Source organism: Bacillus haikouensis, from assembly GCF_013179555.1.
GTDB classification, from domain to species: Bacteria; Bacillota; Bacilli; order Bacillales; family Bacillaceae_B; genus Rossellomorea; species Rossellomorea haikouensis_A.
Map to the genome: position 1 here is coordinate 1 of NZ_JABMCR010000109.1, position 13,248 is coordinate 13,248.

The following is a 13,248-nucleotide window of genomic DNA, read 5'->3' on the forward strand; positions in this document are numbered from 1 at the left end:
CGCAATGGAAAAGATGTGTACGTAGTTGGCTGTACAAATGTCGGGAAGTCAACTTTCATTAACCGGATCATCAGGAACGTCTCAGGGGAAGAGGATGTCATTACGACTTCACATTTTCCTGGAACTACTTTGGATATGATTCAAATCCCTCTGGATGATGAGAAATCGCTTATTGATACACCGGGGATCATTAATCACCATCAGATGGCCCATTTTGTGGATAAGCAGGACTTGAAGGTTATTACCCCTAAGAAGGAGATCAAGCCAAGGACATTCCAGCTGAATGCTGAACAGACTCTGTTTTTTGGAGGGTTGTCACGATTTGACTTTTTGAAGGGCGAACGTCAGCCGTTTACGGCGTATTTCTCAAATGAACTAACGATTCATCGGACAAAATTGGAGAAAGCGGATGATCTTTATAAAAATCACGCAGGTGAGTTGCTTCAACCGCCGCGTAAAGATGATATGGAAACTTTTCCTGAACTTGTAAAGCACGAGTTTAAAGTGAAAGAGGCAAAGACGGATGTCGTGTTCTCTGGTCTTGGGTGGATCACAGTAAATGAAGCGGGTGCCTCGATTGCTGCCCATGTTCCTAAAGGTGTCAGTGTATTCTTAAGAAAGTCTCTAATTTAGGAGGGGTAGAGTGAATGATCTATATGGTGTAATCGGAGACCCGATTGCTCACTCCATGTCTCCTGTCATGCATAATGCCGCATTAGAAGATGCAGGTCTCAAGGGGGCATACAGCAGATTTCAAGTATCACCTGCCAAACTGCCCGATGCCGTTAAAGGTATTCGTGCACTAGGTTTAAAAGGGATCAATGTAACGGTTCCACATAAAACTTCCATCATGGCTCTGCTTGATGAAATAGATCCTCTGGCCGCTTCCATCGGTGCCGTGAATACGATCGTCAATCAACAAGGAAAGTTGATAGGATATAATACAGATGGCCAAGGGTTTGTGGTGGGTCTGAAAAAAGTAATAGCAGGTGATCTGGCAAGTAAAGAAGTATTGATCATTGGAGCGGGAGGAGCAGCAAAGGCGATTTATTATACTCTGGCTTCACTCGGAGTAAGGAGGATCGATCTCACAAACCGCACGGAAAACAAGGCCTTTGAGATGATGGAATCATGCCCATTTGAGATTGCTTCCCACTATTGCAACCTTCTGGAGGCTGAGGAAAATCTGAGTAGGTATGATGTCGTCATTCAGACTACATCAATCGGTATGTTTCCTGATATAGGGGCATCCCCCCTTAAGGCAAGCCGTGTAAAAACAGGGGCTGTATTCAGTGATATTATTTATAACCCCCTGCAGACTTCTTTTTTGAAAGAGGCGCAGCATAACGGTGCAGTCATTCAAAATGGTCTTGAGATGTTCGTCTATCAAGGGGCATTGGCATTTGAAAGATGGACAGGGATTACTCCAAATACAGAATTAATGAAAAAAGTCGTTTTAAAACAACTGGGAGGTTAACAATGTTAACAGGTAAACAAAAAAGGTATTTACGTTCGGAAGCACATCACTTATCGCCGATCTTTCAAGTGGGTAAAGGCGGCGTCAATGAAAATATGGTCAAACAGATTGATGAAGCACTGGAAAAAAGGGAGCTTATGAAAATCAGTGTCCTTCAAAACTGTGAATGGGAGAAAACAGAAGTGGCGGATGCACTGGTGGAAGGTACCGGGGCAGAGCTTGTACAAGTGATCGGAAGCACGATCGTACTATACAAAGAATCGAAAGAAAATAAGCAAATCACTCTGCCGAGATAAGGGTGAAGGATAAATGAAGAGAAAAGTTGGACTCCTCGGGGGGACATTTAACCCTCCGCATATAGGACATCTTGTCATTGCGCAGCAGGTTCTGCAAAAAGCTCAACTGGATGAAATCCGATTTCTTCCGAATCAGGTGCCTCCTCATAAAAGGAGCGATAAGACTGTCTCGGCCAAACAGCGATTACGAATGCTTGAAGGATCGGTCAGCGGAAACCCTGATTTTAAGATTGAAAAAATCGAACTTCAAAGAGAAGGCGTCTCATACACATACGATACAATAAAGGAAATGACCAAAAGAGATCCTGAGATTGAGTACTCATTTATCATCGGCGGGGATATGATCGAATACCTCCCTAACTGGTTTCGCATTGATGAACTTATGGAAATGGTACACTTCATCGGGGTGAACAGACCGGACTATTCCTGTGAAACTCCTTATAGATTACAGTTTGTGGAAGTGCCAGACCTCTCTATTTCCTCCTCCTTCATTCGGGAAGCTGTAAAGAATAACGAATCGATTCGCTATCTTGTCACAGATGAGGTGTATCGAATCATAAAGGAGGAGAAACTGTATGGATAGGGATACCGCTTTGGAAATGGTGAAAGAGCAGCTGACCGAACACCGGTATGTACATACTTGCGGTGTAATGGAAACGGCTATTATGCTGGCCAGGAAATATGGCGCAGATGAAAAAAAAGCAGAAACTGCGGCGATTTTTCATGACTATGCAAAATTCCGTGATAAAAAAGAAATGAAACAAATCATTGAAAAAGAAGGGCTGCCTAAGGACCTGTTGGAGTATAATAGCGAACTTTGGCACGCTCCTGTTGGGGCCATCCTGGTTGAAAGAGAAGCGGGTATAGCTGACCGTGAAATATTGGATGCGATTCGCTTTCATACTTCAGGGAATGATCACATGTCCATTCTGGATAAAGTGATTTATTTAGCGGATTATATTGAACCAAACCGTCATTTTCCAGGGGTTGAAGAGGTGAGGGAAACAGCACGGGAATCCCTTGATGAAGCAATCCTCCAAGCCCTTCAGAACACCATGGTATTCCTGATGAAAAAAAAACAGGCAATTTATCCGGATACATTCCGTTTCTATAATAAACTGGTACTTGAACAGAGGAGATGAAAATATGGAACAACATTTAATGGAACTGGCATATAAAGCTGCAGATGATAAACGGGCTGAGGATATTGTTGTACTTGATATGAAAGGTGTTTCACTCATTGCAGATTATTTCCTGATCTGTCACGGTAACTCCGATAAGCAGGTACAGGCTATTGCGCGGGAATTGAAGGACAAAGCAGAAGAGAATGGGTATACGGTTAAACGTCTGGAAGGATTTGACCAGGCACGCTGGATTCTTGTCGATTTGGGGGATATCGTTGCCCATGTTTTCCATAAAGATGAGAGAGGTTATTATAATCTCGAGCGTTTATGGGGAGATGCCTCTTTTGTTGAGGTAAGCGGGAGCCTTTAATGAGTTATGAGCGTTTTGCCTATGTGTATGACTATTTAATGCAGGACGTGAATTATGAGGGCTGGCTGGAATTTATCAATCGTGAGGCAGAATCCTATTCGGTAGAAGGAAAGGATATTTTGGATATAGCCTGTGGGACCGGTGAATTATCCTTGCTGCTTGCAGGGGCTGGATTTGCAGTGACTGGAGTGGACTTATCCGAAGACATGCTCACCATCGCTCAGGAAAAAGCCTTTGAAAGAAACTGCAAGCTGTCTCTTTTTCAACAGGATATGGCCAGGCTCGACCTTGGAAAAGACTATGATTTGATTACGATCTTCTGTGACTCCCTCAACTACTTGGAAAGTGAACAAGATGTGATGGAAACATTTAAGCATGTTCACAGTCATTTGAGGAAGGATGGCCTTTTCCTGTTTGATGTGCATTCAGTATTTAAAATGTCGCAAATTTTCATGAACAGCACCTTTACGCTGACCGATGATTCCGTTTCATATATATGGGATTGTTTCCCGGGTGATGTGCCTAACAGCGTGGAACATGAACTTACTTTTTTTGTGTATGATGAGGAGAGCGGCTTGTATGAAAGGGTGGAAGAACTTCATAAGCAGCGCACCTATCCTGTCCTTCAGCTGAAAGAATGGCTTTTGAGTGCGGGATTTCAGGTGCTGGGTGTTACGGGGGACTTTACAGGACAACCGCCTTCAGACAAGAGCGAGCGTATCTTTTTTACATGCAAAAAGAAATAAACCGGACAGTCCATCAAGGACTGTTTCCGGTTTATTTTTTTAAAAAAGAAGGAATTTGGTATTTTATGTCGAAATGTGAATAAAGAGCAGTCAGACTCCGAATTGTGATTGCGTTTCCGCGATATCATCTGCAAACTTCTCCTGTGTTGCCTGAAATAACTTTTCAAAGACATCTCCCAGTTCCTTTTCCATCACTGCAATACCTTTGCCGGTAACCCCGCCTTTTACACAGACTTTCTCCTGAAGTGTCGGCAATGTATAAATATCTTTCTTTAACAGCTCGCCCAGACCGATAAGCATTTCTGAAGCAAGCACAGTGGCTGTTTCCTGATCTATTTCTGTCACTTCTGCAGCTGCATTGATAAACCGCTGAGTCAGAAAACTGAAGAATGCTGGTCCGCAGCTTACGATGTCAGACGCGACCCTGGTGACGTTTTCATCAATGATGACAGGAGTGGAAATATGCTTTGCGAGTTCCAATAAATCCCTTCTCCATTTCTCTGTACAGTCATTGCCGAACGTCAGCAGGGAAACCCCGCTCAGGGCACGGTTTGTGATACTTGGTATGAAACGAGCACAGGAACAGGACACAATGGATTGTAACTGATCGACACTGACTGGACTTGTGATCGATACCACACACTTATCCTCTGTAAAGCTATCTTTATTTTCCTCGATGACGCGAAATACATCATGAGGTTTTACGCATATAAATAGCAGGTCCGAAGAACGTATCACCTCTTCATTCGAATTCATGACATGAACATTCGTTTTTTCCTTGATTTCTTCTGCTTTTTTTAGTGTGCGATTTGTAATGATAAGATTAGAAGGAGATATTGCTTTCGATTCAATCAGAGCCTCTATGATCACTTTCCCCATATTTCCCGTTCCGATTACCCCTGCTTTCATTTACAGCCCTCCTTCATTCCTAATAACGACGAAATGCCGCCATTTATTAGAAAACAACTTACTCCTACAACCTATGAATACCATTTAGTGATTATTCCAACCGAGGTGAATTCAATATGCATCCCATTTTTGAAAAATATAAGAGCATCCTCATGATTGCCGCTGGCTGTATATGTGTCATTGTACTGGTCCTTATTGCCTTCCGGGAGAGAGAGCCAAAAGAGACGATTATTCCTGAGGTTCCCGCTCAGAACGAAGAAAAAGAGACGGGGGCGCCAGCATCGAACGAAGCAAGTGAACTGAAAAAGCAAGGAGGTTCTGGAGAAGAAGAAAACGTATTTGTGGATGTTAAAGGTTCTGTTAAAAAACCCGGATTATACAAGGTGAAGAGAGGGGAGCGTCTGAAGTTTGTCATCGACAGGGCAGGGGGGTTCACCGCTGAAGCAGACATCAAGCTAATCAACCTGGCTGTCAAGGTGTCTGATGAAATGCTGATTTATGTTCCTGAAAGGGGCGAAGTGGAGTCTGATATCCCCGTCATCCAAGGAGAACAAAGCGGTTCTGATGAAACAAAAATAAACCTTAACAGCGGTACGCAGGAAGAATTTGAAACATTGCCGGGGATAGGACCTGCCAAGGCAGCCACTTTTATCCAATACAGAGAAGAAAATGGACCTTTCAGTAAGATTGAAGACATCAAGGATATTTCAGGGATCGGTGAGAAAACCTTCGAAAAATTAAAAGACTATATTTTTGTGCAATAAATTGACGAATCATGCTGACTATTTATACACTTATAGAAAGACCTTAGATTTGAAGGGAGACAGAGAATGAAAAGAATAGCATGGCACCAATATTTCATGGCTCAAAGTCATTTGCTGGCACTCCGAAGCACGTGCACCCGGTTGACTGTCGGCGCCACCATCGTACGTGACAAACGGATCATAGCGGGGGGATATAATGGTTCGATCGCAGGTGGAGATCATTGTATAGATGAAGGCTGCTACGTAATAGACAACCATTGTGTGAGGACCATCCACGCTGAAATGAATGCATTGCTGCAGTGTGCAAAGTTTGGAGTAGGGACAGATGGGTCTGAGATCTATGTTACTCACTTTCCTTGCCTTCAGTGCTGTAAGGCGATCGTCCAAGCAGGTATCAAAACTGTTTATTATGCGACTGATTATAAAAATCACCCCTATGCAGCAGAGCTGTTTCAACAGGCAGAGGTGCGTATCGAAAAAGTTCCTTTTCATGAAAAAAGCCTGGATCCTCAAAATAAAGAGAAGTCAAAATTTGTCCTATCGCTCATCGAGGAACTCCGTAACAAAGGCGGCAATCAGGAATTGATTGGGAAATATGAGCAAGAATACATAAAGCTTTTTAATGAGTAACTTCATTTCGGGCTATATGCTGCTGTGGATGGCAGTTTCGACTCTTTCGGGAACACTATTGGCACTTCAATCCTATTGGAGTGCTTTCTTTATAGCCTCTCTATTCCTGACGCTCCTTGTCCGCAAATCAACTATGTTCGTATGGATTGCCTGCTTCATCGTTTTCCTTGCAGCGTTTTTGTTCTCCGACCTTCGTAAAACGAACCAATTCTCCACTTTAACTTCCCAAACACCCATCCACCTTCTAACGATCGACTCGATTCCTTCAGTTGACGGCAATTCATTACGCGGTTTTGGAGAACTTAATAACGAAGGGATCATCTTTCGTTATAAAATCCCGTCAGAAAAACAGATCGAAATGGCAAAAAAACTGATGCCTGGAGTCACGTGTGAAATTCATGGAAAACTTGAGGAACCTGCAAAAAATTCCAATCCTAATCTGTTCAATTATAAAAGATATCTTTATGAGCGTGATATTCATTGGATTTTACAGGTGGATTCTTTTGAATCTTGCAAAAAAACGGGCGATTCATGGAAATATTCATTGATACAGTGGAGATATACTGGCTTAAAGTATATAGAAGAACATTTTCCGGAAGATACCGTAGGGATGACTCAAGCATTGATATTTGGCGAATCTGGCAGGATACACGAGGAAATGATGAACTCATACAGGGAGCTGGGTATCGTCCACTTACTCGCGATTTCAGGTTTTCATGTTGGACTTATTTTCGGGATGCTTTACTATATCCTTCTCCGGCTCGGAATCACTCGGGAATCTGCTATATGGGTATCGGTCATTTTTTTGCTGTTCTATATGGTGATTACAGGCGGGGCGCCGCCTGTAGTCAGAGCTTCTTTTATGCTGATCATCCTTTTACTCTTCAGGAAATCGCGGACCTCAGTAAGTACGCTGGACAGCTTATCCACCGTCTTCATGTGCCTGCTTTTTTGGAACCCCTATTCGGTATTCGACATAGGTTTTCAACTTTCGTTTACTGTCAGTTACTGCCTCGTTTTGTCTTCCACAATTATATTAGCTTCTTCCGCCTCCTATATTATCCAATTACTGAAAATGACCGCAGTAGCCCAATTATCTTCTCTGTCCATCATCCTTTTTCACTTTTTTGAGTTTTCGCTTGCCGGATTTTTAACCAACCTTCTATTTGTCCCTCTGTTTTCTATCCTTGTCCTCCCGATGGCATTGTTAACATTTTTGACGAATCTGCTGGTTTCTGACGGTTTCTATTTACTGACTTCATTCTATACGCTGATAGTACTCAATGTGGATGCTCTTTCTTCCTTGATTGCAGGGTTCCCGTTCAATACAGTTGTTTTAGGAAAACCGCATAGTCTGGCAATCATTTGCTATGCTCTGTTGATTCTGAATGTATTTCTTCAATTTGAAAAGGGAAAGTGGAAGGTTTCGTCGCTGATGGTATGCAGCTTCATGCTGCTGCATATGGCATGGAATCATTTCAGTCCGTATGGTGAGATTGTGTTTATTGATGTCGGCCAGGGTGACGCCATTTTCATCGACCTCCCCTTTAATCAAGGAACTTATCTTATCGATACAGGCGGAGCTGCTGCATATTCGAAGGAAGAATGGGAAAAGAAAACAAAAACATTTACTGTAGGTGAAGACGTAATCCTTCCATTCCTGAAAAGTAAGGGAGTCATGAGTGTAGATAAGCTCATTCTTACACATGGAGATTTAGATCATATCGGGGGAGCCGGGGAATTGATGGAAACGTTAAATGTAAAAGAAATCCTGATTACTCCAAACAGTCATGAGAAAATACAAATGAAGGAAATACTAATGCTCGCAAAAGAGACTGAGACTGCAGTCAAACAAGTCAAATCCCCTTTTGAATGGAAGGCAGGGCGGTATTCGTTTCACATTTTGTCTCCTCAAGATGATGAATACGAGGGAAATGATGACTCTCTTGTCATTTATTCAGAGATGGGGGGGCTCAAGTGGCTGTTTACCGGTGATATGGAGAAAAAGGGAGAGAAAGCGTTCGTCCAATCGTACGATATAAAAGCCGATGTCTTAAAGGTTGGCCATCACGGTAGTAATACTTCCACGAGTGAAGCGTTTCTAGAAGAGGTCCGGCCATCAATTGGCGTAATATCTGCTGGAAGGAGAAATCGATTCGGGCATCCGCATCCCGTAATATTAAAACGGCTGCGTAGAAATGAAGTTTTGATTCATAATACAGCCGAGCATGGTGCTTTGACGTATCGTTTTTTGGGAGGACAAGGAACATTTTCTGCTCAACATCCATAGTATGAAGTACCAACACATATTAAGCGCTAAAGAAAAAGGGGCAGACCTCAGAAAGTGTCAGGCCTTCAACCCAATTGTATGTTACTCTGTTCAGTACCATATATGGAAATTGAAGAAACCGGTTCTTTTTGAGTCTGCCCCTGATTTTCTTTTTTCATTAAGATCCAATCAGTTGAATGACAGTAGCGATAACAAACATCGTAGCAAAGAATCCAAAAGAAACAATAAAGCCGACGCCTGAGTCTACAGCATCATTTCTCTTTGATTGCACGTTTTTTTCAAATTGGTTCATAACTACCCCTCCTATTTCTATTCTAGTATAGAACATCGACTGTGAAAAATCTATACTTCACTGTACATTTTCCTTTACTGACAAGAGTTGTCACCTATAAGTTACCCGCAGAAGGGTGACACTAATCATTACAAAGGAATACCGTTCCCGGGAAAGTTTCCTAGGTCTTTCCCATGAACGTTAATATAGATATAGGGGGTGTCCTGAGCCTGGGCGTCCCCTTACTTACCACTTGTCAAAAACCAAATACTTTTTTAACATAGAGAGGATAAAAGAATTATTGGAGAGTGCTGACTTGGTTATTGATACTTGGAAGAAAATTGAGAAATCTCAGTTTGCTGCTATTTATTTAGTATATGGAAATGAATCATATTTAATTAATGAAACAAAACAGAGAATTGTTTCTGCTGCCTTGACCGAAGACGAAATGGATTTTAATTTTTCACGATATGATTTGGAAGAGACGCCTGTGGAAGTGGCGATTGAGGATGCGGAAACATTTCCGTTCATGGGTGAGAAAAGGGTGGTTATTCTGGACAACCCTGTTTTTTTGACTGCAGAAAAGACGAAGGAAAAAGTGGAGCATAACATCAAAAGGCTTGAACAATACATACAATCTCCTGCCCCTTACACAATCCTTGTACTTACGGCACGTTATGAAAAACTTGATGAACGGAAGAAAATAACCAAAGCGCTGAAGAAGGATGCTGAAGTTGTAGAGGCTAAAAAACTTAATGAACGGGAACTGAAAGTCTGGGTAAGGGAAAGGGCGGCTTCAAATGCTGTTCAAATCGACGAAGATGCCATCGAACTTCTCCTGACCCTGGCAGGGACAAACCTGATGATGCTAACCCAGGAACTGGATAAACTGTCGCTTTATGCAAGTGATACAAATCATATCGATTCTGGTGCAGTGGAGAAATTAACCGCCCGATCCCTCGAACAGAATATCTTTTCCCTGGTGGATAAAGTGGTTCAGAGAAGGACTGATGAAGCACTCCGCATCTATTATGATTTGCTTAAGCAGAATGAAGAGCCTTTAAAAATTCTTTCCATCCTGGCAGGTCAATTCAGGCTGATTTACGGAACGAAAGAGTTATCAAGAAGAGGATACGGCCAACAGAAGATTGCAACATATCTAAAAGTGCATCCTTTCAGGGTGAAGCTGGCTGCAGGCCACGCCAAATACTTCAATGACAATCAACTGGCCAAAATCATTGAATGGCTATCGGAAGGCGACTACGAAATCAAAACCGGCAAAATCAAAAAAGAACTGATGATCGAAATGTTCCTCCTTAAATTACATGAGATCTAGAAAAGCGGAGGCGGCTCGCCCTGGGACGACAAGCATAAGGCAGGCCATCCGGAAAGGCGTACTTTGCCTTTATGGATGGAATGCCTTATGACCTCGAGTCCCAAGCCGCCGGAGCTGGACAATAGAAAAGCGGAGGCGGCTCGCCCTGGGACGACAAGCATAAGGCAGGCCATCCGGAAAGGCGTACTTTGCCTTTATGGATGGAATGCCTTATGACCTCGAGTCCCAAGCCGCCGGAGCTGGACAATAGAAAAGTACATAAAAAAACCACTGGAGATTCTCCAGTGGTTTTTTTGTCCAGCTCCAGTGCCTGGATGCTTGAGATTGTTTCAGCACGACGGATGACGTCAAAGTGTGCCTTCACTCGTCGTGTCTAACGCATGTCAGGCTGAAAAAAGGGGCTTGAGCTTTTCTGATTAGTTTGCTTTTTTCATTAGACGTGATTTTTGACGACTTGCAGCGTTTTTGTGGATAAGACCTTTTTGAGCTGCTTTGTCTAATTGACGAATCGCATCGTTTGTTAATTCCTTAACGTTTTCAGCACCGTTAGCAGCTGCAGCTTCTGCTTTCTTCACAGCTGTACGCATAGAAGATTTTACAGTAGCATTTTGAGCATTGCGCTCGTTGCTAGTTTTAACGCGCTTGATAGCAGATTTAATGTTTGGCATTCCTGTCACCTCCTAAAAAAGGATCGAGATTCTATGTGACTCGATTTAAATTCCTAATCTATAAGAACAAATGATATTTTATCAAACGAATGGTGATATTGCAATACTTAGGAGAGAAAATAAACTAGTGAATGAAGCTCCGATGAAAAGGCAAACCTAAAAAATAATCTTGTAACATTCAATGTTTGGAGGGTGACGGAAAATGAAAGACGAAAAGAAAAAGAATCAAGAAGAGATAGACTTAAGTGTATATTCTGTTCGTACGGATCTTGCCGTAGAAGCGAGAGAAATGGTCATTTCTGAAAAAGAAAATAAAGATATTCAAGAAGGCGAAGTAAATTCTGAAATAAAAGGTGTTGTGATAAAGGAGAGAGAGGAGGAAGGAGTGAAGATATCCCTTGTTACGATCACTCCGGAAGGCGAAGAAAATATCGGGAAAAAAGCAGGTGACTATTTGACGATTGAAGCCCATGGTATACGGGAGCAAAACTCTGAACTTCAGCAGAGGGTAGAATCTGTATTCGCCAAAGAATTCAGTCAATTTCTAAAAAATAATAATATCGGAGAAAACGCAAGCTGCTTAATTGTAGGTCTGGGAAACTGGAATGTCACTCCCGATGCACTAGGTCCTCATGTTTGTGAAAATGTGCTGGTGACACGTCACCTGTTCGAGCTTCAACCGGAATCTGTACAGGAAGGGTATCGCCCTGTGAGTGCACTTGTACCGGGGGTAATGGGTTTAACAGGAATTGAAACGAGTGATATCATCTTCGGAGTGGTAGAGAAATCAAAACCGGATTTCATTATTGCAATTGATGCCCTTGCTTCCCGTTCTATTGAACGAGTCAATTCTACAATCCAGATATCAGATACCGGCATACACCCGGGTTCAGGTGTGGGGAACAAGAGGAAAGGACTGGATAAGGAAACACTGGGTGTGCCGGTCATTGCCATTGGGGTTCCAACTGTTCTGGATGCAGTAACGATTGTAAGTGACACTGTAGACTTTTTGTTAAAGCATTTTGGGAAAGAAATGAAGGAAGGTGACCGCCCATCACGGTCACTCGCTCCTGCCGGTCTCACATTCGGAGAAAGAAAGCAACTGACGGAAGAAGATCTTCCTGAAGAGAAACACCGTCAAACCTTCATGGGAATTGTGGGGACGCTGGAAGACCAGGAAAAGAGAAAATTAATCCATGAAGTGCTCGCTCCGATTGGCCATAATTTGATGGTCACACCCAAAGAAGTGGATGTTTTCATAGAAGACATGGCTAACCTGGTGGCAAACGGGCTCAATGCTGCATTGCACGGAGCTGTAAACCAGGGCAACACAGGATTTCAAACTAGATAGACATTTGGGGGGAAAGCTGCGGCTGAATGGTGCCGCAGCTTTTCTTATTGTCATATAAATTGGTTCACGTTAGTAAAGTGAAGTTTATTCTATCGAAAATACTAGAAAACTTTCCTCGTCATTGTTTAATCCTTGTTGGAAATCATCATAATGACTACTACATGTGGTTCTACTATGTCTATCAATTACATAACTTGAACTAGAGTAGATTTTAGGAAGGGTGAGGGAATGAGGTCGTCTAAAGCCACTAACTATGTTGTAGCGGTCAGTATAACATCCATTATTAAAGGAATCATGATAACAACTATAGTCATGCTTTCGATCTTTTCCATATCGGCACTGCTGACCTCGGTGAACCCCCAATTTAGGATTACATCGGACTCATTGAATCAAGCGGCTTCAGGAATAAGGGGAGAAGTGCTTTATAAGCTGTTTGGATTGGAAAATCGATCATTTAACATCATTTTGACAAAAGAAGGAAAAGAACTTCCGAATATATCATCATTGCTATTCGGAGTTGCGACGAATATCAGTTTCGACGATCCCAGGAGCTTTCTTGGAAAGGAATTGCCCGGTTTTTCAATCTTTGATGGAGAAGTCTTGGTGGCAGGGGAAGGGACCGATTTCACGAATATGCCGATTGAATCAGTCCCTCCCCGGGAAGCCTTGGATACGGAGAAAGAGGCTCAATTGAAAAATGTAGAAGAACTGACTAAAGAAGATGGCGGAAGGGATGCAGGTAAATCTGTTCTGACCACAGGTGATAAAAAAACCGTGCATCTCTACTTTACACATACGAGAGAATCCTACCTTCCCTATCTGGATGGAGTAACAGATCCCGATTCAGCCATGCATTCCAGGATCAACGTGACAAAAGTCGGGGATATGCTCCAATCAGATCTGGAGCAGCTTGGAATCGGTACAAGTATCGATAAAACGGATGTGGTTCAAAAACTGAATCAAAAAGGGTTGGATTATTATGAAGCATATCAGGAATCCCGCCCATTGGTGCAGAC

The 13,248-nt window shown here is 42.6% G+C and carries 16 protein-coding genes; 13 read left to right on the forward strand and 3 right to left on the reverse strand.

What is annotated here, in order from left to right:
* The 7 genes from yqeH to HP456_RS11850 form a co-directional block, all read left to right on the forward strand.
* Positions 1-633: ribosome biogenesis GTPase YqeH (gene yqeH / locus HP456_RS11820; RefSeq protein WP_172251290.1), on the forward strand; the 633-nt coding region annotated here is incomplete at its 5' end.
* 10 nt (positions 634-643) lie between these two features.
* Positions 644-1,477, forward strand: a complete 834-nt coding sequence (aroE, locus tag HP456_RS11825) for a shikimate dehydrogenase (protein WP_172251292.1) — start codon at positions 644-646, stop codon at positions 1,475-1,477.
* Positions 1,478-1,479: 2 nt separating this feature from the next.
* Positions 1,480-1,773, forward strand: coding sequence for a ribosome assembly RNA-binding protein YhbY (gene yhbY, locus HP456_RS11830; protein WP_172251294.1), 294 nt, complete (start codon positions 1,480-1,482; stop codon positions 1,771-1,773).
* Positions 1,774-1,786: 13 nt separating this feature from the next.
* Positions 1,787-2,356 (forward strand): nicotinate-nucleotide adenylyltransferase, encoded by a 570-nt coding sequence (locus tag HP456_RS11835; protein WP_172251296.1) that lies wholly within the window; start codon positions 1,787-1,789, stop codon positions 2,354-2,356.
* Positions 2,349-2,915 (forward strand): bis(5'-nucleosyl)-tetraphosphatase (symmetrical) YqeK, encoded by a 567-nt coding sequence (gene yqeK / locus HP456_RS11840; protein ID WP_172251298.1) that lies wholly within the window; start codon positions 2,349-2,351, stop codon positions 2,913-2,915. The genes HP456_RS11835 and yqeK overlap by 8 nt, the downstream gene beginning before the upstream one ends.
* 4 nt (positions 2,916-2,919) lie before the next feature.
* Complete coding sequence (gene rsfS, locus HP456_RS11845; RefSeq protein ID WP_172251300.1) at positions 2,920-3,267, forward strand: ribosome silencing factor; 348 nt, start codon at positions 2,920-2,922, stop codon at positions 3,265-3,267.
* Positions 3,267-4,013 carry a class I SAM-dependent DNA methyltransferase gene (locus HP456_RS11850; protein ID WP_172251302.1) on the forward strand — a complete coding sequence of 249 codons (747 nt, stop codon included), beginning with the start codon at positions 3,267-3,269 and terminating at the stop codon, positions 4,011-4,013. The genes rsfS and HP456_RS11850 overlap by 1 nt, the downstream gene beginning before the upstream one ends.
* 90 nt (positions 4,014-4,103) lie before the next feature.
* Here HP456_RS11850 and comER read toward each other — a convergent pair whose 3' ends face one another.
* Positions 4,104-4,922, reverse strand: coding sequence for a late competence protein ComER (gene comER, locus HP456_RS11855; RefSeq protein ID WP_172251304.1), 819 nt, complete (start codon positions 4,920-4,922; stop codon positions 4,104-4,106).
* 116 nt (positions 4,923-5,038) lie between these two features.
* On the opposite strand from comER, the gene HP456_RS11860 reads away from it, so the two are divergent.
* The 3 genes from HP456_RS11860 to HP456_RS11870 all read left to right on the forward strand — a co-directional run bounded on the left by HP456_RS11860 (position 5,039) and on the right by HP456_RS11870 (position 8,606).
* Positions 5,039-5,686 (forward strand): helix-hairpin-helix domain-containing protein, encoded by a 648-nt coding sequence (locus tag HP456_RS11860; protein ID WP_172251306.1) that lies wholly within the window; start codon positions 5,039-5,041, stop codon positions 5,684-5,686.
* A 66-nt stretch (positions 5,687-5,752) separates the two neighbouring features.
* Positions 5,753-6,316, forward strand: a complete 564-nt coding sequence (locus HP456_RS11865; RefSeq protein WP_172251308.1) for a ComE operon protein 2 — start codon at positions 5,753-5,755, stop codon at positions 6,314-6,316.
* Positions 6,309-8,606 carry a DNA internalization-related competence protein ComEC/Rec2 gene (locus tag HP456_RS11870; RefSeq protein WP_172251310.1) on the forward strand — a complete coding sequence of 766 codons (2,298 nt, stop codon included), beginning with the start codon at positions 6,309-6,311 and terminating at the stop codon, positions 8,604-8,606. Before HP456_RS11865 ends, HP456_RS11870 begins: the two co-directional genes overlap by 8 nt.
* 157 nt (positions 8,607-8,763) lie before the next feature.
* On the opposite strand, the gene HP456_RS11875 is transcribed toward HP456_RS11870, so the two are convergent.
* The gene (locus tag HP456_RS11875) at positions 8,764-8,898 is read right to left on the reverse strand and encodes a YqzM family protein (RefSeq protein ID WP_172251312.1); all 135 of its coding nucleotides are present in this window, start codon (positions 8,896-8,898) and stop codon (positions 8,764-8,766) included.
* Between the two features lie 295 nt (positions 8,899-9,193).
* Here HP456_RS11875 and holA point away from each other — a divergent pair, with 295 nt between their 5' ends.
* Positions 9,194-10,213, forward strand: a complete 1,020-nt coding sequence (holA, locus tag HP456_RS11880; protein WP_172251314.1) for a DNA polymerase III subunit delta — start codon at positions 9,194-9,196, stop codon at positions 10,211-10,213.
* A gap of 416 nt (positions 10,214-10,629) precedes the next feature.
* Here holA and rpsT read toward each other — a convergent pair whose 3' ends face one another.
* Positions 10,630-10,881: a 30S ribosomal protein S20 gene (gene rpsT / locus HP456_RS11885; RefSeq protein ID WP_172251316.1), complete on the reverse strand. Its 252-nt coding sequence runs from the start codon at positions 10,879-10,881 to the stop codon at positions 10,630-10,632.
* 202 nt (positions 10,882-11,083) lie between these two features.
* Between rpsT and gpr the strand changes: the two genes are divergently transcribed.
* Both gpr and HP456_RS11895 read left to right on the forward strand, forming a co-directional pair.
* A complete protein-coding gene (gene gpr / locus HP456_RS11890; protein ID WP_172251318.1) occupies positions 11,084-12,232 on the forward strand; it encodes a GPR endopeptidase in 1,149 nt (382 codons plus the stop codon).
* 228 nt (positions 12,233-12,460) lie between these two features.
* Positions 12,461-13,248 (forward strand): stage II sporulation protein P (locus tag HP456_RS11895; protein WP_172251320.1); only part of this gene is annotated, 788 nt, incomplete at its 3' end.